The sequence below is a fragment of the Streptomyces sp. CoH27 genome, from assembly GCF_020181035.1.
In the GTDB taxonomy this organism is placed as follows: Bacteria; Actinomycetota; Actinomycetes; order Streptomycetales; family Streptomycetaceae; genus Streptomyces; species Streptomyces camelliae.
The window spans coordinates 203,338-226,936 of the sequence record NZ_JAIQYY010000017.1 but is presented as its reverse complement, the minus strand read 5'-3'; the positions used below and the strand labels follow the sequence as shown (position 1 = coordinate 226,936).

The 23,599-nt window shown below is 71.9% G+C and carries 25 protein-coding genes and 1 pseudogene; 19 read left to right on the top strand and 7 right to left on the bottom strand.

Annotated features, from left to right (window positions below):
• The 3 genes from LE548_RS28210 to truA all read left to right on the top strand — a co-directional run.
• Positions 1 to 387: DNA-directed RNA polymerase subunit alpha C-terminal domain-containing protein (locus tag LE548_RS28210; RefSeq protein ID WP_282957442.1), on the top strand; the 387-nt coding region annotated here is incomplete at its 5' end.
• A 94-nt stretch (positions 388 to 481) separates the two neighbouring features.
• Positions 482 to 976, top strand: a complete 495-nt coding sequence (rplQ, locus tag LE548_RS28205) for a 50S ribosomal protein L17 (protein WP_225099772.1) — start codon at positions 482 to 484, stop codon at positions 974 to 976.
• A 92-nt stretch (positions 977 to 1,068) separates the two neighbouring features.
• A complete protein-coding gene (gene truA / locus LE548_RS28200; protein WP_225099771.1) occupies positions 1,069 to 1,923 on the top strand; it encodes a tRNA pseudouridine(38-40) synthase TruA in 855 nt (284 codons plus the stop codon).
• 190 nt (positions 1,924 to 2,113) lie between these two features.
• On the opposite strand, the gene LE548_RS28195 is transcribed toward truA, so the two are convergent.
• Positions 2,114 to 2,986: a hypothetical protein gene (locus LE548_RS28195; RefSeq protein WP_225099770.1), complete on the bottom strand. Its 873-nt coding sequence runs from the start codon at positions 2,984 to 2,986 to the stop codon at positions 2,114 to 2,116.
• A 298-nt stretch (positions 2,987 to 3,284) separates the two neighbouring features.
• On the opposite strand from LE548_RS28195, the gene rplM reads away from it, so the two are divergent.
• The 4 genes from rplM to LE548_RS28175 all read left to right on the top strand — a co-directional run bounded on the left by rplM (position 3,285) and on the right by LE548_RS28175 (position 6,466).
• On the top strand, positions 3,285 to 3,728 hold the full coding sequence (gene rplM / locus LE548_RS28190) for a 50S ribosomal protein L13 (protein ID WP_225099769.1): 444 nt from the start codon (positions 3,285 to 3,287) through the stop codon (positions 3,726 to 3,728).
• A gap of 42 nt (positions 3,729 to 3,770) precedes the next feature.
• Entirely contained in the window at positions 3,771 to 4,283 is a 513-nt protein-coding gene (gene rpsI / locus LE548_RS28185) for a 30S ribosomal protein S9 (protein WP_184818434.1), read from the top strand.
• Between the two features lie 181 nt (positions 4,284 to 4,464).
• Complete coding sequence (glmM, locus tag LE548_RS28180; RefSeq protein ID WP_225099768.1) at positions 4,465 to 5,823, top strand: phosphoglucosamine mutase; 1,359 nt, start codon at positions 4,465 to 4,467, stop codon at positions 5,821 to 5,823.
• A gap of 139 nt (positions 5,824 to 5,962) precedes the next feature.
• Positions 5,963 to 6,466: a hypothetical protein gene (locus LE548_RS28175; RefSeq protein ID WP_225099767.1), complete on the top strand. Its 504-nt coding sequence runs from the start codon at positions 5,963 to 5,965 to the stop codon at positions 6,464 to 6,466.
• Here the strand turns inward: LE548_RS28175 and LE548_RS28170 are convergent.
• Both LE548_RS28170 and coaA read right to left on the bottom strand, forming a co-directional pair.
• A pseudogene (locus LE548_RS28170) lies at positions 6,463 to 6,657 on the bottom strand (hypothetical protein); the annotation flags it as partial. The gene LE548_RS28175 and the pseudogene LE548_RS28170 sit on opposite strands and share 4 nt — an antisense overlap.
• A gap of 41 nt (positions 6,658 to 6,698) precedes the next feature.
• Positions 6,699 to 7,685 carry a type I pantothenate kinase gene (coaA, locus tag LE548_RS28165; protein WP_225099766.1) on the bottom strand — a complete coding sequence of 329 codons (987 nt, stop codon included), beginning with the start codon at positions 7,683 to 7,685 and terminating at the stop codon, positions 6,699 to 6,701.
• A gap of 378 nt (positions 7,686 to 8,063) precedes the next feature.
• On the opposite strand from coaA, the gene glmS reads away from it, so the two are divergent.
• Positions 8,064 to 9,911 (top strand): glutamine--fructose-6-phosphate transaminase (isomerizing), encoded by a 1,848-nt coding sequence (gene glmS, locus LE548_RS28160; protein ID WP_225099765.1) that lies wholly within the window; start codon positions 8,064 to 8,066, stop codon positions 9,909 to 9,911.
• A 4-nt stretch (positions 9,912 to 9,915) separates the two neighbouring features.
• On the opposite strand, the gene LE548_RS28155 is transcribed toward glmS, so the two are convergent.
• Entirely contained in the window at positions 9,916 to 10,695 is a 780-nt protein-coding gene (locus tag LE548_RS28155; protein ID WP_225099764.1) for an SDR family NAD(P)-dependent oxidoreductase, read from the bottom strand.
• A 107-nt stretch (positions 10,696 to 10,802) separates the two neighbouring features.
• On the opposite strand from LE548_RS28155, the gene LE548_RS28150 reads away from it, so the two are divergent.
• The 7 genes from LE548_RS28150 (at position 10,803) to LE548_RS28120 (ending at position 17,257) form a co-directional block, all read left to right on the top strand.
• Positions 10,803 to 11,174, top strand: coding sequence for a holo-ACP synthase (locus tag LE548_RS28150; protein ID WP_225099763.1), 372 nt, complete (start codon positions 10,803 to 10,805; stop codon positions 11,172 to 11,174).
• Positions 11,175 to 11,244: 70 nt separating this feature from the next.
• Entirely contained in the window at positions 11,245 to 12,672 is a 1,428-nt protein-coding gene (locus LE548_RS28145; protein WP_225099762.1) for an NAD(P)H-hydrate dehydratase, read from the top strand.
• Positions 12,673 to 12,837: 165 nt separating this feature from the next.
• A complete protein-coding gene (locus tag LE548_RS28140) occupies positions 12,838 to 13,800 on the top strand; it encodes a L,D-transpeptidase (RefSeq protein ID WP_225099761.1) in 963 nt (320 codons plus the stop codon).
• A 46-nt stretch (positions 13,801 to 13,846) separates the two neighbouring features.
• The gene (gene alr, locus LE548_RS28135; RefSeq protein ID WP_225099760.1) at positions 13,847 to 15,010 is read left to right on the top strand and encodes an alanine racemase; all 1,164 of its coding nucleotides are present in this window, start codon (positions 13,847 to 13,849) and stop codon (positions 15,008 to 15,010) included.
• A 154-nt stretch (positions 15,011 to 15,164) separates the two neighbouring features.
• Positions 15,165 to 16,421, top strand: coding sequence for an alpha/beta fold hydrolase (locus LE548_RS28130; protein WP_225099759.1), 1,257 nt, complete (start codon positions 15,165 to 15,167; stop codon positions 16,419 to 16,421).
• Positions 16,390 to 16,899 (top strand): tRNA (adenosine(37)-N6)-threonylcarbamoyltransferase complex ATPase subunit type 1 TsaE, encoded by a 510-nt coding sequence (gene tsaE, locus LE548_RS28125; protein ID WP_225099758.1) that lies wholly within the window; start codon positions 16,390 to 16,392, stop codon positions 16,897 to 16,899. Before LE548_RS28130 ends, tsaE begins: the two co-directional genes overlap by 32 nt.
• A gap of 124 nt (positions 16,900 to 17,023) precedes the next feature.
• A complete protein-coding gene (locus LE548_RS28120) occupies positions 17,024 to 17,257 on the top strand; it encodes a hypothetical protein (protein ID WP_225099757.1) in 234 nt (77 codons plus the stop codon).
• Here the strand turns inward: LE548_RS28120 and LE548_RS28115 are convergent.
• Positions 17,254 to 17,808, bottom strand: a complete 555-nt coding sequence (locus LE548_RS28115; RefSeq protein WP_225099756.1) for a hypothetical protein — start codon at positions 17,806 to 17,808, stop codon at positions 17,254 to 17,256. The two genes, LE548_RS28120 and LE548_RS28115, sit on opposite strands and share 4 nt — an antisense overlap.
• 123 nt (positions 17,809 to 17,931) lie before the next feature.
• On the opposite strand from LE548_RS28115, the gene tsaB reads away from it, so the two are divergent.
• From tsaB to LE548_RS28095, 4 genes are read left to right on the top strand one after another with little or no spacing between them, the layout of a single operon-like run.
• Entirely contained in the window at positions 17,932 to 18,588 is a 657-nt protein-coding gene (gene tsaB, locus LE548_RS28110; protein WP_225099755.1) for a tRNA (adenosine(37)-N6)-threonylcarbamoyltransferase complex dimerization subunit type 1 TsaB, read from the top strand.
• A 17-nt stretch (positions 18,589 to 18,605) separates the two neighbouring features.
• Positions 18,606 to 19,103 (top strand): ribosomal protein S18-alanine N-acetyltransferase, encoded by a 498-nt coding sequence (gene rimI / locus LE548_RS28105; protein WP_225099787.1) that lies wholly within the window; start codon positions 18,606 to 18,608, stop codon positions 19,101 to 19,103.
• Entirely contained in the window at positions 19,096 to 20,184 is a 1,089-nt protein-coding gene (gene tsaD, locus LE548_RS28100) for a tRNA (adenosine(37)-N6)-threonylcarbamoyltransferase complex transferase subunit TsaD (RefSeq protein WP_225099754.1), read from the top strand. The genes rimI and tsaD overlap by 8 nt, the downstream gene beginning before the upstream one ends.
• Positions 20,181 to 20,438, top strand: a complete 258-nt coding sequence (locus LE548_RS28095; RefSeq protein WP_225099753.1) for a hypothetical protein — start codon at positions 20,181 to 20,183, stop codon at positions 20,436 to 20,438. The genes tsaD and LE548_RS28095 overlap by 4 nt, the downstream gene beginning before the upstream one ends.
• 199 nt (positions 20,439 to 20,637) lie before the next feature.
• Here LE548_RS28095 and LE548_RS28090 read toward each other — a convergent pair whose 3' ends face one another.
• Entirely contained in the window at positions 20,638 to 21,498 is an 861-nt protein-coding gene (locus tag LE548_RS28090) for a hypothetical protein (RefSeq protein WP_225099752.1), read from the bottom strand.
• Positions 21,499 to 21,637: 139 nt separating this feature from the next.
• The coding region (locus LE548_RS28085; RefSeq protein WP_225099751.1) for a glycoside hydrolase family 3 N-terminal domain-containing protein at positions 21,638 to 23,599 on the bottom strand (1,962 nt) is incomplete at its 5' end.

Genomic DNA, 23,599 nt, shown 5'->3' with positions numbered 1-23,599 from the left:
AAGACGCTGGTCGAGCTGTTCGGTCTCGCCCGCGAGCTGAACATCGACGCCGAGGGCATCGACATGGGCCCGTCCCCCACGGACGCCGCCCTGGCCGCCGACCTCGCGCTGCCGATCGAGGAGCTGGAACTCACGGTCCGCTCCTACAACTGCCTCAAGCGTGAGGGCATCCACTCCGTGGGTGAGCTCGTCGCCCGCTCCGAGGCCGACCTGCTGGACATCCGCAACTTCGGTGCGAAGTCCATCGACGAGGTCAAGGCGAAGCTGGCCGGCATGGGCCTGGCCCTGAAGGACAGCCCGCCCGGATTCGACCCCACGGCCGCTGCCGACGCCTTCGGCGCCGACGACGACGCGGACGCGGGTTTCGTGGAGACCGAGCAGTACTGACCGTACTGACCGGTCGTTGCCGGTGAGCATCCGCTCATCGGGTTCCTGACCTCGGTACCTGACACGGCCGGGGCAGACACACAGGAGAAGAACAATGCCGAAGCCCACCAAGGGTGCCCGTCTGGGCGGCAGTGCCGCGCACGAGAAGCTGCTCCTCGCGAACCTCGCGAAGGCGCTCTTCGAGCACGGCCGTATCACCACCACCGAGGCGAAGGCCCGCCGCCTGCGCCCGTACGCCGAGCGTCTGGTCACCAAGGCGAAGAAGGGCGACCTTCACAACCGCCGTCAGGTGCTCCAGGTCATCACGGACAAGAGCGTCGTCCACACGCTCTTCACCGAGATCGGCCCGCGCTACGAGAACCGTCCGGGTGGCTACACCCGCATCACCAAGATCGGTAACCGCCGTGGCGACAACGCGCCCATGGCTGTCATCGAGCTGGTCGAGGCGCTGACGGTGCAGCAGAAGGCCGTGGGTGAGGCCGAGGCCGCCACCAAGCGTGCGGTCAAGGAGGCCGAGGAGGCCAAGGCTGCCGAGACCACCGAGGCTCCGGCCGAGGAGGCCGCTGCCGAGGAGTCCAAGGACGCCTGAGGCTCTGCCTGACGCGGGAAGCGGGTTCGCCCTTCGGGGCGGGCCCGCTTTCGCGTTTCTTCGCACCGGCAGTGCCCTGAGAGGATTCCTACGTGAGTGACGAAGTACAGCCCGGTTACGTCCGTGTCCGCCTCGACGTCTCCTACGACGGCACCGACTTCCACGGCTGGGCCAAGCAGGCCGGCGGCAAGCGGACCGTGCAGGGCGAGATCGAGGACGCCCTGCGTACGGTGACGCGGTCGGGGGAGACGTACGAGCTGACCGTCGCCGGCCGGACCGATGCCGGGGTGCACGCGCGGGGCCAGGTGGCGCACGTGGACCTGCCCGAGGAGGTCTGGCGGGAACACAACCAGAAGCTGCTCAAACGGCTCGCCGGGCGGCTGCCGCGGGATGTGCGGGTCTGGGCCCTCAGGCCGGCGCCGAGCGGCTTCAACGCCCGTTTCTCCGCCGTCTGGCGCCGGTACGCCTACCGCGTCACCGACAACCCCGGCGGTGTCGACCCCATCCTGCGCAATCACGTCCTCTGGCACGACTGGCCGCTCGACGTCGACGCCATGAACGAGGCCGCGGGGGCGCTGCTCGGCGAGCACGACTTCGCCGCGTACTGCAAGAAGCGGGAAGGGGCCACGACGATCCGGACCCTTCAGGAGCTGAGCCTGGTCAAGGGCGAGGACGGCATCATCACGGCGACCGTGCGCGCCGACGCCTTCTGCCACAACATGGTGCGCTCGCTGATCGGCGCGCTGCTGTTCGTCGGGGACGGGCACCGCGGGCCGGAGTGGCCCGGGCAGGTGCTGGCCGCCGGGGTGCGAGACTCCGCCGTGCATGTCGTACGACCGCACGGGCTGACCCTGGAGGAGGTCGGCTACCCCGCCGACGAGCTGCTGGCCGCGCGCAGCAAGGAGGCGCGGAACAAGCGCTCGCTTCCGTCGGCCGGGTGCTGCTGAGCGCTCCGCTGGAAATGCCGTGTGCGGCCGTCGGTCGTCCGTGGCGCCGTCGTGGCTGGTCGCTCCCCCGGTTCTCGGCTTCGCTCGAACCGGGGGGGACCCCCATCGCGGCGGAGCCGCATGTCGAGCACAGCCCCGCGCCCCTTCAGGGCGCGGCAGAACCGCAGCGGGCTTCGCCGGCCCTGCTGAGCTAGCCGTTCGTCGCCGCGGACGCCTGGGCCTTGCCGCGGCGGATGATCTGGTCGAAGGTGAACTGCTGCAGGTCGTTGCCGGTGCCGAAGACCTTGCTGTCCTTGTTGGTGACGTTCTTGCCGTCGGTGAAGCCGACGGTCGTGAAGTAGGCGTAGCGGCCGACGGAGTTCGCGGTGGTCAGGCAGACCGCGGCGTTGCAGAAGTCCTTGACGCCCTTGCCGGACAGGGACCGCACCATGGCGTTCTTGGCGGCCTGCTGCTTGACCTTCGTGGCCTGGTCCTGGGTGTCGAAGAGGGCGACTCCGATGGTGGCCGCGATACCGCCGTTGGTGTAGGTCGCGCGGATCAGGCGGGTGCAGCTGTTCGCGGTGAGGATCTGCGGCAGCTTGCCGCCGGCGGCGGAGGCGCAGCTGGTGGTGTCGGCCGTGGCGCCCTTCTTGTACACGGTGGTCCCCACCGTCAGCTGGGTGCCGGGAAAGAGGGTGTCGGCGCTGATCGGGGCCTTGTCCTTCTTGGCCGTGGAGATGAAGTCCCTCGGGTCCAGCGGCGGCGGGGCGCTGGTGGGGGCGAAGGACGGGGTGGCCGAACCGTTCGCGGAGGCGCTGGCCGGCAGGTTGGTGGGGTTGCCCGAGGCGTTGTTGCTGCCGTTCGCGGATACGACGGCCATGGCGACGGCGGTGCCGACGGCTATCGTGGCGATGGCGCCGCCGCCTATGAACAGCAGCTTGCGGCGCTTGTTCCGGGTCTCGGAGGCCTCCGCGAGCGCCGCCCAGTCCGGGGTCCCGTCATCGCCGCCGCTGCTCCAGGGCTGCTGGGAATTAGGTTTCCAGGGATCCCACTGAGACTGGGGTCCCCCCTGCCCGTAACTCATGGGGCGCATCTTAGACGGGGGCCGGGGGTGCCGGAGCGCGTCCGGCGGCCATGCGGCGTTTGTCCGGCGACATGAGCGGGAAGGGCGTCGTTTTGACCCGTCCGGGGCCCTGCGGGTAACCTGCTTCTTCGTTGTGTATTGGCTTGCTCATTCTCACGGGACGGGCCCTTACACCGGTCCACCGGGCCGATGACCAGCGACCAGCACGCGGTTTGCGTCACCGCGGTGCGGTCAAGGCTGTCGTGATCGTTTCGGTGACCTGTTCAGGACCATTCACTCGAAGCGAAGGCTACGAACCGTGCGTACGTACAGCCCCAAGCCCGGCGATGTGACGCGCCAGTGGCACGTCATCGACGCTCAGGACGTTGTCCTGGGCCGTCTCGCCACCACCGCAGCGACCCTTCTCCGGGGCAAGCACAAGCCGATCTACGCGCCGCACGTCGACGCTGGTGACTTCGTCATCATCATCAACGCCGACAAGGTGCACCTGTCCGGCAACAAGCGGACCCAGAAGATGGCGTACCGCCACTCCGGTTACCCGGGTGGTCTGCGCTCCGTCCGCTACGACGAGCTGCTCGACAAGAACCCCGAGAAGGCCATCGAGAAGGCCGTCAAGGGCATGCTCCCCAAGAACACCCTGGGCCGTCAGATGCTCTCCAAGCTGAAGGTCTACTCGGGCGACCAGCACCCGCACGCTGCCCAGCAGCCGGTGCCGTTCGAGATCACCCAGGTCGCGCAGTAAGTCCGGCCACCCCCTAAGACTGAAGAGAATCTGAGGAGAATCGTGGCCGAGACCACTGCCGAGCAGCCGCTCGAAGAGCTTGACATCGACAGCTACACCACCGAGTCCGAGGTGCCGCTGGAGGGTGAGTACACCTCCGAGTCCCTCGCCTCGCGTTTCGGTGAGCCCCAGCCGGCCGCCGGCCTGGGCCGCCGTAAGAACGCCATCGCCCGCGTCCGGATCGTCCCGGGCACCGGCAAGTGGAAGATCAACGGTCGCACCCTTGAGGACTACTTCCCCAACAAGGTGCACCAGCAGGAAGTCAACGAGCCCTTCAAGGTGCTTGAGCTCGAAGGCCGTTACGACGTCATCGCCCGCATCGCGGGTGGCGGTGTCTCCGGTCAGGCCGGTGCGCTCCGTCTCGGTGTCGCCCGCGCGCTGAACGAGGCGGACGTGGACAACAACCGCGGCCCGCTGAAGAAGGCCGGCTTCCTGCGCCGCGACGACCGTGCGGTCGAGCGGAAGAAGGCCGGTCTGAAGAAGGCCCGCAAGGCCCCGCAGTACAGCAAGCGCTAATCGCCAGCTGCCCTGCTCGTACGTATACGGGTGCTACTGGCCCGCACGTACTCCGAACGCCCCGGCGGCACGCCACCTGTGCCGCCGGGGCGTTCGTTTATCCCAGTCATGGGCGTATAACGACACAAGATGCTGAGCCGCTCGGCGGCTTGTGTGATCGGAAGTTACCTCGGGAGGACAAGTGGGACGACTCTTCGGCACGGACGGCGTGCGCGGTGTCGCCAACGCGGATCTGACCGCCGAGATGGCGCTCGGCCTCTCGGTCGCCGCCGCGCATGTGCTGGCAGAGGCGGGCACTTTCGAGGGCCACAGGCCGACGGCCGTGGTCGGCCGGGACCCTCGTGCGTCCGGTGAGTTCCTGGAGGCGGCGGTGGTCGCGGGCCTCGCGAGCGCCGGTGTCGACGTGCTCAGCGTCGGCGTGCTCCCGACCCCCGCGGTGGCGTATCTGACCGGCGCGCTCGGCGCCGACCTGGGCGTGATGCTCTCCGCCAGCCACAACGCCATGCCGGACAACGGCATCAAGTTCTTCGCCCGCGGCGGCCACAAGCTCGCCGACGAGCTGGAGGACCGGATCGAGTCGGTGTACGAGTCCCACCGGCACGGTGAGCCCTGGGAGCGGCCGACGGGCGCGGGCGTGGGACGTGTGCGGCCGTACGAGGAGGGCTTCGAGAAGTACGTCGGCCATCTGCTGTCCGTCCTTCCGAACCGGCTCGACGGGCTGAAGATCGTCCTGGACGAAGCGCACGGCGCGGCCTCGGGGGTCTCGCCGGAGGCGTTCTCCCGGGCGGGCGCCGAGGTCGTCACCATCGGTGCCGAGCCGGACGGGCTCAACATCAACGACGGCTGCGGCTCGACCCATCTGGAGCAGCTGAAGGCCGCGGTCGTGGAGCACGGCGCGGACTTCGGCATCGCGCACGACGGTGACGCCGACCGCTGCCTGGCCGTCGACCACACCGGCGAGGAGGTCGACGGCGACCAGATCCTGGCCGTGCTCGCGCTGGCGATGCGGGAGCGTTCCGCACTGCGCTCCGACACCGTCGTCGCGACCGTGATGTCCAACCTGGGCTTCAAGCTGGCCATGGAGAAGGCCGGGATCCGGCTCGTGCAGACGGCCGTCGGCGACCGGTACGTGCTGGAGGAGATGAAGCAGCACGGGTACGCCCTCGGCGGTGAGCAGTCCGGGCACGTGATCATCCTCGACCACGCGACGACCGGTGACGGCACGCTGACCGGGCTGCTGCTGGCGGCTCGGGTCGCGGAGACCGGGCGTTCGCTGCGGGAGCTCGCCTCGGTGATGGAGCGGCTGCCGCAGGTGCTGATCAATGTGCCCGACGTGGACAAGTCGCGGGTGCGGACGTCCGCGGATCTTGCCGCCGCCGTGACCGAGGCCGAGCATGAACTCGGGGAGACCGGGCGGGTGTTGCTGCGGCCGTCGGGGACCGAGCCGCTGGTGCGGGTGATGGTCGAGGCCGCCGACATCGAGCAGGCCCGGTCCGTCGCCGGGCGGCTGGCCGATGCCGTGAAGTCGGCGCTGGGCTAGGCCGCGGCCGCCAGCAGGGAGTAACAAAGGGTGCACATCTGGTCACGGATTGTTTGATTCGCTGTCGAGGGCCGCACGTCGCGGCACCTCCGAGGGAGAGGAGAACAGCACGAGGACCAAGACCAGCACTCTGCGGCGTATGGCCGGTACGGCTGCGGTCGCGGGACTTGTCGTCACCGCGTCCGCGGCAGTCCCGGCCGCCGCCGCCCAGCCGCCCGGTTCCACGGTCACCCGCTCCAGCGGCACCGTCGTGCTGAGCGCGCGCTCCGGCGTGCAGAACAAGGTCACGGCCAGTGTGTCCGGCACCCAGCTGATCATGGAGGATCTGTCGGGCCTCGTGGCCGGACCAGGCTGTATCCAGCTGTCCGGCACCCAGGCCTCCTGCGGGCTCGCCAGTACGGTCGGTCAGATGACCATATCGGTCGGGGACCTGGACGACACGGTCACGAACAACACCAACATCCGCGCCATCATCGACGCGGGCACGGGCAACGACATCATCCACGGCGGCGGCAATGACGTGATCAACGTGCACGACGGCGTCGGCGGCGACACGGTGACCTGTGACGGCGGCTTCGACGTGGTCTACGGCGACCCCGGTGACAATATCGCCCCGGACTGCGAGGTGCGGGGCGTCTTCTAGTCGCCCTCCGGCCTGGCTCGCAGGCCGCTCAGCCCGGCCGTACGCGCACGCTGCCTGGCCCACAGCCACTTCTGGGCCGGCAGCGTCAGCGTGCCCGCGAGGACGATGCCCAGCAGGTTCAGCAGGAGTTGGCCGATCGAGCCGACGGTCTGGCCGGTGTCCCCGTAGGCGAGGGCGACGGCCGCGTCGGCGGGGCGCAGATGCAGCAGGCGCCTTTTTCTCGCAGGCCCGCCTACAGCTTGCGCAGTCGCAGCCGCTGCACCTTGTGGTCCGGGCCCTTGCGCACGACGAGGGTGGCGCGGCCGCGGGTGGGGGCGATGTTCTCGACCAGGTTGGGCTTGTTGATGGTCCGCCACAGCGTGCGGGCGTAGTCGAGGGCCTCCTCCTCGGAGACCTGGGTGTACTTGCGGAAGTACGAGTCGGGGTCCTGGAACGCCGTCTGGCGCAGCTTCTTGAAGCGGTTGAGGTACCAGCGCTCGATGTCCTCGGCGCTCGCGTCGACGTACACGCTGAAGTCGAAGTAGTCGGCGAGACCGACCCGGGTGCGGCCGTCCTTGCCGGGCAGGGCGGGCTGGAGGACGTTGAGGCCCTCGACGATGAGGATGTCGGGGCGGCGGACGGTGAGCCGCTGGTCGGGGACGATGTCGTAGATCAGGTGGGAGTAGACCGGGGCCGTCACCTCGTCCTTGCCGGCCTTGATGTCGGCGACGAAGCGGGTCAGGGCGCGGCGGTCGTAGGACTCGGGGAAACCTTTCCGCGACATCAGGCCGCGGGCCTCCAGCTCCCGGGTGGGCAGCAGGAAGCCGTCGGTGGTGACCAGCTCGACCCGCGGATGCTCCGGCCAGCGGGAGAGCAGGGCCTGCAGGAGGCGGGAGACGGTGGACTTGCCGCAGGCCACGGAGCCGGCGACGCCTATGACGAACGGGGTACCGGACTGGGAGCCCTGCTCGCCGAGGAAGGTGTTCAGCGCGCCTCTGAGGCCGTCCGTGGCGCCGACGTAGAGATTGAGGAGCCGGGAGAGCGGGAGGTAGATGTCGCGCACCTCGTCCAGGTCGATGACATCACCCAGACCGCGCAGCCTCTCCACCTCCTCGGCGGTGAGCGGCAGCGGCGTCTTCTCGCGCAGCGCGCTCCACTCGGCGCGGGTGAGGTCGACGTAGGGAGTCGCCTCCGGCCGGTGCCGGTGGGCGCTCCTGTTCGAGGAGACCGGTGAGATCACAGTCCATTGTTAACGGAGTTTGAACGGGGCGGTGGGTGGGGTGCGTCACGTGAGTACGGCGTCCCCGCGCGCACAAGGAGAGGGGCCCCGCCGGGCCCGGAGCCGGTGCGGCCCGGAGCCGGCGCGGCTCGGACGCGGCGGGGCCCGGGAACATCCGGGAGCGCCGGCGCCGGTCTGTTCCGGCACCTGCCTGCGCGGCCGGCGTCCGTCACCGGTCGTGGCGGGAGCGGGACGCATGCGGCATCGGCCGTGCGTACGCCCCACGCGCACACCGGCCGACCGGAAACGGCAGACCGGCCTTCGTACGGCGGTGGGAATTTCCGATATCGGGCAGCCGCAAGCGTTTTCCGGCGCCGGACGGGTCGTAGGCTGCGGCGCATGTGCGGAATCGTGGGATACGTAGGGTCACAGTCAGCGCTCGATGTCGTGATGGCCGGGCTGAAGCGGCTGGAGTACCGGGGGTACGACTCGGCGGGTGTCGCCGTGCTCGCGGACGGCGGACTGGCCGCGGCGAAGAAGGCCGGGAAACTGGTCAACCTGGAGAAGGAACTGGTCGAGCGGCCGCTGCCGACGGGCTCGACCGGCATCGGCCACACCCGCTGGGCCACACACGGCGGGCCGACCGACGCCAACGCCCATCCGCATCTCGACAACGCGGGCCGGGTCGCCGTCGTCCACAACGGCATCATCGAGAACTTCGCGGTGCTGCGCGCCGAACTCGCCGAGCGCGGCCATGAGCTGAGCTCGGAGACGGACACCGAGGTGGTCGCCCATCTGCTCGCCGAGGAGTTCTCCTCCTGCGCGGACCTCGCGGAGGCCATGCGGCTGGTGTGCCGGCGGCTGGAGGGCGCGTTCACGCTGGTCGCGGTGCACGCCGACGAGCCCGACGTGGTCGTGGGCGCGCGCCGCAACTCGCCGCTCGTGGTGGGCGTCGGCGAGGGCGAGGCGTTCCTCGCCTCCGACGTCGCCGCGTTCATCGCCCACACGCGCTCCGCGATCGAGCTGGGCCAGGACCAGGTGGTGGAGCTGCGCCGCGACGGCGTCACGGTCACCGGGTTCGACGGCCGTCCGGGCGAGGTGCGTTCGTACCACGTCGACTGGGACGCGTCGGCCGCGGAGAAGGGCGGCTACGACTACTTCATGCTCAAGGAGATCGCCGAGCAGCCGAAGGCGGTGGCCGACACGCTGCTGGGCCGTATCGACCCGTCCGGCTCGCTCACCCTGGACGAGGTGCGGATCTCGCCCTCCGAGCTGCGCGAGATCGACAAGGTCGTCATCGTCGCCTGCGGCACGGCCTTCCACGCCGGCCTGATCGCCAAGTACGCCATCGAGCACTGGACGCGCATCCCGTGCGAGGTCGAGCTGGCCAGCGAGTTCCGCTACCGGGACCCGATCCTGGACAACCGCTCCCTGGTGATCGCCATCTCCCAGTCCGGCGAGACCATGGACACCCTGATGGCGCTCAGGCACGCCCGTGAGCAGGGCTCCAAGGTGCTGGCCATCTGCAACACCAACGGGTCGACCATCCCACGCGAGTCGGACGCGGTGCTGTACACGCACGCCGGGCCGGAGGTCGCCGTCGCCTCCACCAAGGCGTTCCTGACCCAGCTGGTGGCCTGCTACCTGGTCGCCCTCTATCTGGGCCAGGTGCGCGGCACCAAGTGGGGCGACGAGATCCAGGCGGTCATCAAGGACCTGTCCCGCATCTCGGTCGAGGTCGAGCGGGTCCTGGAGACCATGGAGCCGGTACGCGCCCTGGCCCGGACGCTGGCGGAGAAGAACACGGTGCTGTTCCTGGGCCGGCACGTGGGTTACCCGGTGGCGCTGGAAGGCGCGCTGAAGCTCAAGGAGCTGGCCTACATGCACGCCGAGGGCTTCGCGGCGGGCGAGCTGAAGCACGGCCCGATCGCGCTGATCGAGGAGGACGTGCCGGTGGTCGTGGTCGTCCCGTCGCCGCGCGGCCGCTCGGTCCTGCACGACAAGATCGTCTCCAACATCCAGGAGATCCGGGCGCGGGGTGCCCGCACGATCGTGATCGCGGAGGAGGGCGACGAGGCGGTCGTCCCCTACGCCGACCACCTGATCCGCATCCCGGCCACCCCGACCCTGCTCCAGCCGCTGGTCGCGACGGTCCCGCTCCAGGTCTTCGCCTGCGAGCTGGCCACCGCGCGGGGCAACGAAGTGGACCAGCCGCGGAACCTGGCGAAGTCGGTCACCGTCGAGTAGGGGGTCAGTGCACCGAGAGGCCCCCGTCCACGAAGAGGGACTGGCCGGTGACGTAGGCGGAGGCGCGGCTCGCGAGGAACACGGCCGCGCCTTCGAAGTCCTCGGCCAGACCGTTGCGGCCGGTCATCGTGCGCGCGGCCAGGGCGGCCACCTTCTCGGGGTCAGACGCGAGCCGCGCGTTCAGCGGGGTCATCACGAAGCCCGGCACCAGCGTGTTCACGGTGACGCCGTACGGCGACCAGGCCTCGGCCTGCGAACGGGCCAGGGACTCCAGCGCGCCCTTGGAGACGCCGTAGGCACCGCTCTGCACGAAGGCGCGGTGGGCCTGCTGCGAGGTGACGTGGATGATCCGGCCGAAGCCCCGCTCCGCCATTCCGGGCCCGAACCGCTGCCCCAGCAGGAAGGGCGCCTCCAGGTTCACGGCCAGGGTGGCGTCCCACACGTCCTCGCCCAACTCGCCCATCGGCGGCCTGAGGTTGATCCCGGCGGAGTTGACGAGGATGTCCGGCTCCCCGAAGACCCCGGCCGCCTCCTCGGCCACGGCCCGCACCCCGGCCCGGCTGCCGAGGTCACCGGCGACGTACGAGACCTGCGCACCCTGAGCCGTCAACTCGCCCACGGTGTCGGCCAGTTGCTCCTTGTCGCGGGCCACGACCACCACCCGGGCGCCGGCCCGCGCCAGCGCCCCGGCGACGGCCCGGCCGATACCGGAACTGCCGCCGGTCACCAGGGCGGTGCGGCCGTCGAGCGAGAACAGGTCGGAGAGATACGCCTGGGAAGTCATGGCCGGAGCGTAGACGGCGGGGCGGTGCGGCGTGGTGCGGTGTGGTCAGGTGCCCGGGTGCGGTCAGGTGCCGGGCGGGTGACGAGGCTGACCGTAGGCTGCCCGCCATGAGCATCATCGGAGTGGGGATCGACGTCGCCGAGATCGACCGGTTCCGGGCGTCGCTGGAGCGCACGCCGGGGCTGGCCGACCGGCTGTTCGTGACGGCGGAGCTGCTGCTGCCCAGCGGGGAACGGCGCGGGATCGCCTCGCTCGCGGCCCGGTTCGCGGCCAAGGAGGCGCTGGCGAAGGCACTGGGCGCGCCGCCCGGACTGCACTGGACGGACGCCGAGGTGTACGTCGAGGACAGCGGGCAGCCCCGGGTGCGGGTGCGGGGGAGTGTGGCGGTGCGGGCGGCGGAGCTGGGCGTGAAGTCCTGGCATGTGTCGCTCAGTCATGACGCCGGTATCGCCTCGGCGGTGGTGGTCGCAGAAGGGTGAGCGTTCCGGGGGTGCACGTGTCCGGTGGTCCGGGTGTGGCCTGCCAGGGTTCCGGGGCAGACTCGGTGCCATGCGTACTGCGTACAGCGTGGAGACGGTAAGGGCGGCCGAACGGGCCCTCATGGCGCGGCTGCCGGAGGGCGCGCTGATGCAGCGGGCCGCCGCGGGGCTCGCCGCGGCCTGCGCGGAGCTGCTCGGGCGGGTGTACGGCAGCCGGGTGGTGCTGCTCGTCGGCAGCGGGGACAACGGCGGGGACGCCCTGTACGCGGGGGCGCGGCTGGCCCGGCGCGGGGCCGGGGTGACGGCCGTTCTGCTCGCGCCCGAGCGGGCGCACGCCGGGGGACTGGCGGCGCTGCGGCGGGCGGGGGGTGTGGTCGCCTCCGGCGCTGCCGAGGCACTGATCGAGCGGGCCGACCTCGTCGTGGACGGGATCGTCGGGATCGGCGGGAAGGGCGGGCTGCGCCCCGAGGCGGCCGCGCTGGCCGAGGTGGCCGAGCGGTCCCGGGCCGCCGTGGTGGCCGTGGATCTGCCCAGCGGGGTCGAGGCCGGCAGCGGGGAGGTGCGGGGGGCCGCCGTCCGGGCCGACCTGACCGTCACCTTCGGCGCGTACAAGCCCGGCCTGCTGATCGATCCGGCGCGGGAGTACGCCGGGGTCGTACGGCTCGTCGACATCGGGCTGGAGCTGCCCCGCGAGGGCGAGCTGACGGCCCTGCAGCACGCCGACGTGGCGCGGCTGCTGCCGGTGCCGGGCGTGGAGAGCGACAAGTACCGGCGGGGCGTCGTCGGGATCGCGGCCGGGTCCGCGCGCTATCCGGGCGCCGCGGTGCTCGCCGTCTCCGGGGCGCTGCGGGGCGGGGCCGGGGCCGTACGGTACGTCGGTCCCGCCGGGGACGCGGTCATCGCGCGCTTCCCGGAGACGCTCGTGTCCGACCGGGGCCCGGCCGAGGCGGGGCGCGTGCAGGCCTGGGTGACCGGGCCCGGGGGCGGGGAGGACGCGGCGACCGTGGCCGAGGTGCTGGGCACGGACGTGCCGGTGCTGCTCGACGCGGACGGGCTGCGGCTGGCCGAGCGGGACGCGGTACGGGGGCGTGCGGCGCCCACGCTGATGACCCCTCACGCCGGGGAGGCGGCCGCACTGCTGGGCGTACGGCGGGAGGAGGTCGAGGGGGCCCGGCTGGCCGCGGCGCGGGAGCTGGCGGCGGTGTACCGGGCGACCGTGCTGCTGAAGGGGTCCACCACGCTGGTCGCCGATGTCGCGGGCGGGGCCACGCGGGTGAACGCCACGGGGACGTCCTGGCTGGCCACGGCGGGCAGCGGGGACGTGCTGTCCGGGCTCGCCGGGTCGCTGCTGGCGGCGGGCCTGTCCGCGCTGGACGCCGGGAGCGTGGCCGCGTATCTGCACGGCCTGGCCGGGAGGTTCGCGGCGGAGGGGGCGCCGGCGGGGGCGCATGACATCTCCGACCGGATTCCGCAGGCGTGGCGAGACGTGCGGTACTGAGGACCGTGGCGAGACGTGCGGTACTGAGCACCCCGGCTCGCCACCACCCGACTCGGTCGGCTGAAACCCCCACCGGCCGAACGGGGTGCACCCAGCTCCACCCCTCGGGTGACCCCGCCCGCGCGGCATCACCGATCCGGTGGGGCCGCGCGTTTGGCTGATCGCATGATCAGCAGACGAATCGCGTCCCGGGGTGCCGCCGTACTCCTCGCCACCGCGACCGCCCTGCCGGTGGCCGGGACCGCGGCTGCGGCCGTACCGCCCGCACGATCGGCCGCCCTCACCCCGGCGTCCCCGGCCTTCCCCGCCTCCGCCGTCTCCGCCGCCTTCCCCGCCTCCCCCGCGCCCGGCGGCGAGGCGGGGCTCGTCCCCGGTGTGGCCCCCGCCGGGCAGCAGTGGCAGATCGACACGCCCGACCAGGTGCTGCCGCCGAAGATGTACGCGCCGGCCCCCCGCGAGGACCGCATCCAGCCCCGCCAGGCGCCTGCGGGGGCGTACGACCTCGTCGAGTACGTGCCGCTCTCCGACGCCGTCGCCAAGGTGAGCTGCAGCAAGCAGACCGGGCCGTACCAGCGGCAGGTGGAGCGCTGGCTGGGGCTGAAGGTGGACGGACGGCAGTCCGCCGCCGACTGCAAGGCCATCCGCACCTTCCAGGTCGCGTACAAGATCAAGCCCGCGATCGGCTTCGCCGGGCCCGTCACCTGGTCGACGATGATGCTCGTCTCGGCCCGCACGAACCCGAACGCGGCCAAGAAGTGCCCCGTGCGGTCGTACAAGGTCGCCTGTGTCGATCTGGACCGGCAGCTCACCTGGGTGCAGCAGGGCTCCAAGGTGGTGTTCGGGCCGGTGCCGATGCGCAGCGGGCGGGCCGGGCACGTCACCCGCAAGGGCTGGCACACCATCTACTGGCGGCACAAGAACCACGTGTCGACCCTGTACAACCAGCCCATGCCGTATGCCCAGTTCTTCGACGGCGGCGAGGCCTTCCACGCCGTCTACGGCAGCATCTACACCACCGTCGGCTCCTGGGGCTGCGTCAATCTGAGGCTCGGCGACGCGAGCACGCTGTGGAACGTGCTGAAGAAGGGCGACCACGTCTATGTATGGGGGCGACGGCCGGGTACCTGAGACTGGGACCGGGGCCCGCTGGGCCCTCTGAGACACTGGGGGCGCGATGAGTGAGACAGCAGCTGTGCCGACCGCCCCCCTGCGCGCCCGTGCCGAGATCGATCTGGGTGCCCTGCGCGCCAATGTGCGGACCCTGCGTGCCCGGGCGAAGGACGCGGCCGTGATGGCCGTCGTCAAGTCCGACGGGTACGGCCACGGGGCGGTGCCGTGCGCCCGCGCGGCCGTCGAAGCAGGGGCCGGCTGGCTCGGCACGGCCACCCCGGAGGAGGCCCTCGCGCTGCGCGCCGCCGGCCTGGACACGCCCGTCCTGTGCTGGCTGTGGGTGCCGGGCGGCCCCTGGCGGCAGGCGATCGAGGCCGGCATCGACGTGTCGCTGAGCGGGATGTGGGCGCTGCGCGAGGCCGTCGCCGCCGCGCGCGAGGCCGGGCGTCCCGCGCGTGTGCAGCTCAAGGCCGACACCGGCCTCGGGCGCAACGGCTGCCAGCCGGGCGACGACTGGGCCGAACTGGTCGGCGCGGCCCTGCGCGCCGAGGCCGAGGGGCTGGTGAAGGTCACCGGGCTGTGGTCGCACTTCGCCTGCGCCGACGAGCCCGGCCATCCGTCCATCGCCGCCCAGCTCGACCGCTTCCGGGAGATGCTGGCGTACGCCGAGGGCCAGGGCGTGCGGCCCGAGGTGCGGCACATCGCCAACTCGCCCGCCACGCTCACCCTTCCCGAGACGCACTTCGACCTCGTGCGCACGGGCATCGCCCTGTACGGCATCTCGCCCAGCCCCGAACTGGGCACGCCGGCCGACTTCGGGCTGCGCCCGGTGATGACACTCAGCTCCTCGCTCGCCCTGGTCAAGCACGTCCCGGGCGGGCACGGCGTCAGCTACGGCCACCACTACGTCACGCCCGGCGAGACCACGCTCGGCCTGGTCCCGGTCGGCTACGCGGACGGCATCCCGCGGCACGCCTCCGGCACCGGCCCGGTGCTGGTCGACGGCAAGTGGCGCACGGTCGCCGGGCGGGTCGCCATGGACCAGTTCGTGGTGGACCTCGGCGGCGACGAGCCGCCGGTGGGCAGCGAGGCCGTGCTGTTCGGGCCCGGCGACCGCGGCGAGCCCACGGCCGAGGACTGGGCGCAGGCCTGTGGCACGATCGCGTACGAGATCGTCACCCGCATCGGAACCCGGGTTCCCCGCGTCTATGTGAACGCGGTCGTGTGAACGGCGCGCCGTGAACGGGGAAGGACTCGGATGACCCGTTCGCACGACGCGACCCGGGTCATGTGTAACACCGGTCATACCTGTTACGGCGGCGACAGCGGCACCATCGGTCGCGACCACCCGGCGAACTGCGGTACGTGAAGAGGAGCGGTACGTGAGCGAGAGCAGCGCGGAGGCCGTGGCGGGCGTCGTCGCCTCGGCGGCCGCCGCCTCCGCCGCGGAAGCGGCCGGCGGCTGGCGCCGGGCGACCGGCATCGCCGGCGCCGCGATAGGCGTCCTCGCCGCCGGCGCGGCCGCGGGAGTGGCCGTCGAGCGGATGACGGTGGGCCGCGGGATGCGCCGCAAGGCCCGGCTGGCCCTGGACTCCGCGGGCCCCTACGGCACCCTGCGCGGCACCCCGGGCAAGGCGCAGGCCGACGACGGCACCGAGCTGTACTACGAGGTCGACGAGGTCGAGCCGGATCCGGGCCCCCATGTCTCGCCACGCCGGCGCCGGCTCTTCGGCCGCAAGGCGCCCGCCCCGGTCACCGTCGTCTTCAGCCACGGCTACTGCCTCAACCAGGACTCCTGGCACTTCCAGCGCGCGGCCCTGCGCGGGGTCGTCCGCACCGTGCACTGGGACCAGCGCAGCCACGGGCGCTCCGGGCGGGGCGTGGCCCAGACCCGGGACCGGGTGCCGCTCACCATCGACCAGCTCGGCCGGGATCTGAAGGCCGTGCTCGACGCCGCCGTGCCCGAGGGGCCGATCGTGCTGGTCGGGCACTCGATGGGCGGGATGACCGTGATGGCCCTCGCCGCCCAGTACCCCGAGCTGATCCGGGACCGGGTCGTCGCCACCGCCTTCGTGGGTACGTCGTCCGGGCGGCTCGGCGAGGTCAACTTCGGGCTTCCCGTCGCCGGCGTCAACGCGGTGCGCCGGATCCTGCCGGGCGTGCTCAAGGCGCTGGGACAGCAGGCGGAGCTGGTGGAGAAGGGCCGCCGGGCCACCGCCGATCTGTTCGCCGGGATCATCAAGCGCTACTCGTTCGCCGGGCGGGACGTCGACCCGGCCGTCGAGCGGTTCGCCGAGCGGATGATCGAGTCGACGCCGATCGACGTGGTCGCCGAGTTCTACCCGGCCTTCACCGACCACGACAAGACCGATGCCCTCGCCTCCTTCCTGGAGATGCCGGTGCTGGTGCTGGCCGGGGTGCGGGATCTGGTCACGCCCAGCGAGCACAGCGAGGTCATCGGTGATCTGCTGCCGGACGCGGAGCTGGTGCTCGTGCCGGACGCCGGGCATCTGGTGATGCTGGAACACCCGGAAGTGGTCACCGACCGTCTCGCCGATCTGCTCACCCGTGCGGGTGCGGTGCCGGCAGGAGCTACGGTTATGGGCTATGGAAGCAGCAGTACCGCAGGACCCCGCTGAGACCCGGCTGACGATCACCTCGCCCGAGCAGATGCGGGAGCTGGGCCGCCGCCTGGCGAAGCTGCTGCGCGCGGGCGACCTGGTGATGCTCAGCGGAGAGCTGGGCGCGGGCAAGACCACGCTGACCCGAGGGCTCGGTGAGGGCCTCGGTGTGCGCGGCGCGGTCACCTCGCCGACCTTCGTGATCGCCCGGGTCCACCCCTCCCTCGGCGACGGCCCGCCCCTGGTCCACGTCGACGCCTACCGGCTCGGCGGCGGCCTGGACGAGATGGAGGACCTGGACCTCGACGTCTCGCTGCCCGACTCGGTGATCGTCGTGGAGTGGGGCGAGGGCAAGGTCGAGGAGCTGACCGAGGACCGGCTCCAGGTCGTCATCCACCGCGCGGTGGGGGACACGACGGACGAGGTACGGCACGTGACGCTGACCGGGCTGGGGGAGCGCTGGACCGAGGCGGACCTGGAGACGCTGACCGCCTGAACCCCGGATTCCGACAGGCCGTCGGCAAGATATTGCGCAGGACGTCCCGGGCGTGGTCCTATGGTATCCAGCTCGTGGTTAGGCATACCTAACCACGCCCGCCCCCGCACCTCAGGAGGCGTCCATGTCCGCGACCACCCCCACCCGGGTCTCCATGCACGCCCTGCTGGCATCGTGCGCGGCGGCGGACGCGATCTCCAGACCGCCGAGGGATTTCGAATGCCCCGAAGGGGCGACGAAAGGGGCGCGAGGCGGTGCCGGACATGCGGCTGCCGCCGTGTGCGCGCGCCCGGCCGCAACGGACCCGCAGCCGCCGGACGACCCCGCGCGGCACCCCGTGGAGCGCAAAGCCGCCTAGCGGATCACCACCACCCGCACGCCCCTCGTCGCGAAGTTCCACATGGCGAGCCCGTCGTCCCGTTTCTCCCGGATCCCCCCGGTCCGCAGGTTGGGGTCGGCCGAAGCCTGCGCGGCGATCGCCGCGCTGAACCCGATCGCCAGCCCGTCAACGGCGGTGAACCGCACGACGTGCTCGATCGGCGTGCCGTCCGTGCCGGTGGTCGCGGCGGAGCGGGAGGTGACCCAGTACGTGCCGGGCGGCGGGTCGAGGGTGCCCGGCTCGACCTTGAAGGTGCGCTGCACCTCGCCCGTCTGGCCGACCAGCCAGACCCGGTCGTCGTCCAGCGAGTACACGACCCGTTCACCCGTGCCGGAGCCGCTCGGCAGGGCCGTGGGGTGGCGCCGGTCCCGGGGTGCCTTGCTCGCGGTGACCGAGGGGGACGCGCTCGCGCCGGGCCGGCCGCTCGGGCCCGCCGGTTCGGTGCCCCGGGCCTGGTAGGTGAGGAAGCCGACGGCGCCGACGGCCGCCGCGGTCAGGCCGGCCACGATCACCGAGCTGGTTCCTGCCACGCGCGCCACCTCTGATTCGCGAATTCGCGCCATATGTCGTACCTCGTACTACAGACCGTAGCAGTCGGTGACCGTACGCCCCGGACGGCGCTGCCCGGGGCGCAAGCGCCGTAGGCTGTTCGCGTGCTCTTGCTCGCTCTGGATACCGCAACACCCGCCGTCACCGTCGCGCTGCACGACGGCACGGACGTCATCGCCTCGTCGAGCCAGGTGGACGCGCGCCGGCACGGAGAGCTGCTGCTGCCGGCCGTCGACCGGGTTCTCGCCGAGGCCGGGTTCACGCTGGACGCCGTCACCGGGATCGTGGTCGGCATCGGGCCCGGCCCGTACACCGGTCTGCGCGTCGGCCTGATGACCGCCGACACCTTCGGCCTGGCGCTCGGCGTCCCGGTGCACGGCGTGTGCACGCTGGACGGCCTCGCCTACGCCGCCGACATCGAGAAGGGCCCCTTCGTCGTGGCGACCGACGCCCGGCGCAAGGAGGTCTACTGGGCGACCTACGCCGACTCCCGCACCCGGCTCACCGGCCCGGCCGTGGACCGGCCGGCCGACATCGCCGAGCGGGTCGCGGGCCTGCCCGCGGTCGGTGCGGGCGCGCTGCTCTACCCGGACACGTTCCCGAGTGCCCATGAGCCCGAGCACGTCTCCGCCGCCGCCCTCGCCTCCCTGGCCGCGGAGAAGCTGGCGGCCGGTGAGGAGCTGCCGGCCCCCCGGCCGCTGTATCTGCGCCGGCCGGACGCCCAGGTCCCCAAGAACTACAAGGTGGTCACCCCGAAGTGACCGTACGACTGCGCGAGATGCGCTGGTGGGACATCGACCAGGTCCTGGAGCTGGAGAAGGACCTGTTCCCCGAGGACGCCTGGTCCCGGGGCATGTTCTGGTCCGAGCTCGCCCATGCCCGGGGCGCCGAGGCGAACCGCCGCTATCTGGTCGCGGAGGAGGAGGGCCGGATCGTCGGGTACGCGGGTCTCGCCTCCTCCGGCGACCAGGGCGACGTGCAGACCATCGCCGTCGCCCGCACCCACCAGGGCACCGGGCTCGGCGGGCGGCTGCTGACCGAGCTGCTGCGGGTGGCGACCGCGTTCGAGTGCCACGAGGTGCTGCTGGAGTGCCGGGTGGACAACATCGCCGCCCAGAAGCTCTACGAGCGCTTCGGCTTCGAGCCCATCGGCTTCCGGCGCGGCTACTACCAGCCGGGCAACGTGGACGCCCTGGTGATGCGCCTGACCACCGACCGGACAACCGAAGACCGGACAACCGAAGACCGGACGAACGAAGAGAAGGACCATGGCTGACGAACCCCTCGTCCTCGGCATCGAGACGTCCTGTGACGAGACCGGCGTCGGCATCGTCCGCGGCACCACCCTGCTGGCGGACGCCGTCGCCTCCAGCGTCGACGAGCACGCCCGCTTCGGCGGTGTCGTCCCCGAGGTGGCCTCCCGCGCCCACCTGGAGGCGATGGTCCCCACCATCGACCGCGCCCTGAAGGAGGCGGGCGTCTCGGCGAAGGACCTCGACGGCATCGCCGTGACCGCCGGTCCCGGTCTCGCGGGTGCCCTGCTGGTCGGCGTCTCGGCGGCCAAGGCGTACGCCTACGCCCTCGGCAAGCCGCTGTACGGCGTCAACCACCTCGCCTCGCACATCTGCGTCGACCAGCTGGAGCACGGCCCGCTGCCCGAGCCGACGATGGCCCTGCTGGTCTCCGGCGGCCACTCCTCGCTGCTGCTGTCCGAGGACATCACCTCCGACGTCCGCCCCATGGGCGCGACCATCGACGACGCGGCCGGCGAGGCCTTCGACAAGATCGCCCGGGTGCTGAACCTGGGCTTCCCCGGCGGCCCGGTCATCGACCGGTACGCGCGCGAGGGCGACCCGGAGGCGATCGCCTTCCCGCGCGGCCTGACGGGCCCGCGCGACCCCGCCTACGACTTCTCCTTCTCCGGCCTGAAGACGGCCGTGGCCCGCTGGATCGAGGCCAGGCGCGCGGTCGGCGAGGAGGTCCCGGTCCGTGACGTGGCCGCCTCCTTCCAGGAGGCCGTCGTGGACGTGCTGACCCGCAAGGCGGTGCGTGCCTGCAAGGACGAGGGTGTCGAGCACCTGATGATCGGCGGCGGTGTGGCCGCGAACTCCCGGCTGCGGGAACTGGCCCGGCACCGCTGCGAGGCCGCGGGCATCGAACTGCGCGTCCCGCGTCCCAAGCTGTGCACGGACAACGGCGCGATGGTGGCCGCCCTCGGCGCCGAGATGGTCGCCCGGAACCGGTCGGCCTCCAGCTGGGACCTGTCGGCCGACTCCTCCCTGCCGGTGACGGACACCCATGTCCCGGGCAACCACGACCATGTGCACGAGATCAGCGGGGAGAACCTCTACTCATGACCGTGGCGCTGATGTGGGAGGCCCGCGCGACGGCCGGCCGGGGCGAGGAGCTGCTCACCTGGGTCCGCGAACAGCCGCTCGCCGACGCACCGTTGCGCCGCGAGACCTTCCGCGCGCCGCAGGACCGTGTCCTGGTCATCACGTGGTGGGACGCCCCGTACGACGCCGAGCTCCCCGAACTGCCCGAGCCGGACCCGGAGTTGGTGACCCGGGCGGTGCATCGCTGGCGGTTCGAGACGGTGGCCGAGGGCTGAAGTTGAGGTGTCCGGCCGGACTGCGCTATGATCATCACACAGCGAACGGCCGGAACCCGGAAGCGGAAAACCGGCTCGGACGCAGTGCGTTGGTGGTCCAAGGAAAGACGCCCCGCTTCCTGCGGGGAAATGCAGGTGCAAGGCCTGCCCGGCGCTCCAGAAGAAGGCCCGCCCCGGCTGTCCGGGGCGGGCCTTCGCGTCACCGGTGCCCGGCCCGCTGCGGCTGGGCTTCCTTCTCCGCGGCCGCGAAGTCCGGGGCGGCCGTTCGCCGTTCCTTCAGATGCGCGTACGCCATCAGGCCGAACAGCACCGCGAGCAGCACCGCCGAGGAGCCGGCCGTACCCAGGTTCAGCCCGCCCTTGGCGACGGGCTTGGTCAGGAGGTCGCCGGCCGTGGCGCCCAGCGGGCGGGTCAGCACGAAGGCGATCCAGAAGAGCAGGACGTTCGGCACGGCCGGGACCCGCATCAGGGCGACCAGGACGAGCAGGAGGCCGGTCACCAGGGACGCGCCGCCCAGGTAGCCGAGGCCCGAGCTGTCGGACAGGAAGTCGCCCATCGAGGTGCCGAGGGTGTTGGAGACCAGGATCGCCGACCAGAACAGGGCCTCGCCCCGGAAGGTGACGATCTCGGTGATCTGGAAGGTCATCCCGCTCAGCTTCCAGACGAGGAAGATCAGCAGCAGGATCGAGACGAGGATCGCGGCGCCTTCCGGATAGCCGAGGCCCAGGCCCTGCGGGCCCCAGCCGAGTGACGTGGCGCCGGGCGCGAGGTACTGGGCGCTCGCGTCCCGGTTCATGAAGTCGGACATGGTGGTGCCGGCCATCGAGGTCGACAGGATCACGGTCCAGTAGAAGAACGGGTTGTAGCGCTTGGCGCGGAGCTGGATCACCAGCGTCACCACGAACACCAGGAACAGGGCGATCGTGGTGAGGAAGTAACCGAGCTTGAGGGTCTGGGAGAACAGGTCGCCCGCGGTCTCGCCGAGGGTCGTCGCCGCGATCTTCATGATCCAGAAGGCGAGCGTGACCTCGGGCAGCTTCTTCATGACGGATGTCGTCACGGATTTCGTCGTCGAAGGCGTCGTCAAGGGTGCTCCTGTGGGGGGTCAGGTAGCGCCTGACCCTCCCAGGAGCAACCTGAACACATCCTGAACACGCGCCGCACAGGGCTTGCTTTTTGCCAGTGTTCGCGCTGGGGGATCAATCCAGGTGTTCGAAGACCTCGCAGCGCAGCCGCCGGTCCGTCCCCACCGCCCGGACCGGTCCGGTCAGCCGGATCCGGGCCGTGTGCTGTACGTCCGTGCTCGACGCGGCCAGCCGCAGTTCCAGGTCCCCGGGCTCCACCACCCGTGCCCCCGTGCGGTCCGTGAAGGACGACAGGTCGGCGTGGAAGCGGAAGGTCAGGCGGCGGGACGCGCCCGGGGCCAGCTCCACCCGCTGGTAGCCGATCAGCCGTACGTCGGGCCGGGTCACGCTCGCCACCGGGTCGTGCAGATACAGCTGGACGACCTCCGCGCCCGCCCGGTCCCCGGTGTTGCGGACGGTGACGGAGAGGTCGTACGAGCCGTCCGTGGGGATCTCGGCCTCGGGGGAGTGGACGTCCGCCCAGGTGAACGCCGTGTACGAGCGGCCGTGCCCGAAGGGGTACAGCGGGGTCGGGTCCAGGCTGCTGACCTCGCCGGCCAGGCCCAGCGGCGGCTGGAGGTAGGTCCAGGGCTGGCCGCCGGGGACCGGGGGCACGCTCACCGGGAGCCGGCCGGCGGGGTTCACCCGGCCGGACAGCACCCCCGCCACCGCCGGGCCGCCCTCCTCGCCGGGGAAGAAGGCCTGCACGACCGCGCCCAGCCGGCCGTGCCAGCGGCCGAGCGCGTACGGCCGGCCGGTCAGCAGCACGAGCACCACCGGGACGCCCGTCGCCACCAGCCGGTCCAGCAACTCGGCCTGTACGCCGGGGAGCCGGAGGTCCGCCACGTCACAGCCCTCACCCGACGTGCCCCGCCCGAACAGACCCGCCCGGTCGCCGAGCACCGCCACGCACACGTCCGCCTCCGCCGTCCGCGCCACCGCCTCCGCGAAGCCGCCGGTGTCCGGGTCGTCGACCCCGCAGCCTTCGGCGAACGTGACCTTGGCGTCCGGGAGTTCGGCCCGCAGGGACTCCAGCAGGGTCGGGATCTCGATGCCGAGCGGGGTCCCGGGGTGGTGGGTGAGGACGTGGGAGGGGAAGGAGTAGCAGCCGAGCATCGCCAGCGCGTCCGCCGCGCGGGGGCCGACCACCGCGATCCGGGTGTCGGGGGCCAGCGGCAGCAGACCGTCCGGGTTGTCCAGCAGGACCACCGACTCCTCGGCCAGCCGGCGGGCGAGCGCCCGGTTCTGCGCCGAGTCCAGGTCGACCGGGCCCGTCGGCTCCGGCCGCCAGTCCTCGTCCAGCAGGCCCAGTTCACACTTCTGGAGCAGGACCCGGCGGGCCGCGCGGTCCACCAGCGCCTGAGGGACACGGCCCTCGCGTACGGCGGTCACGAGCGGGGTGCCGTAGCACTTCAGGGTGGGCAGCTCGACGTCGATGCCGGCGGCCAGCGCCCGGTGCGCCGCCTCCGCCTCGTCCGCCGCGACCCGGTGCTGGGTCTGAAGGAAGCCGACGCCGAAGTAGTCGGCGACCACCGTGCCGGTGAACCCCCAGGCGTCGCGGAGGAGTTCGGTGAGCAGGTCCGGGTCGGCCGAGACCGGCACCCCGTCGGTCTCGGTGTAGGCCGCCATCACCGAGCGGGCCCCGCCCTCGCGCAGCGCCATCTCGAACGGGGGCAGGGTGATGTCCGCGAACTCCCGTACGCCCGCCCGGACCGGGGCCAGGTTCCGGGCGCCGGCCGAGGACGCGTACCCGGCGAAGTGCTTGAGCGTGGCGACGACCCCGGCCGACTCCAGGCCGCGCACATAGGCTGCGCCGATGGTGCCGACCAGGTACGGGTCCTCGCCGATCGTCTCCTCGACCCGTCCCCAGCGCGGGTCGCGGACGACGTCCAGGACGGGGGCGAGGCCCTGGTGGACGCCACAGGCGCGCAGATCGTGGCCGATGCGCCGGCCCATCTCCTCGACCAGGGCCGGGTCGAAGGCGGCGCCCCAGGCGAGCGGCACCGGGTAGGCCGTCGCGCGCCAGGCCGTGAACCC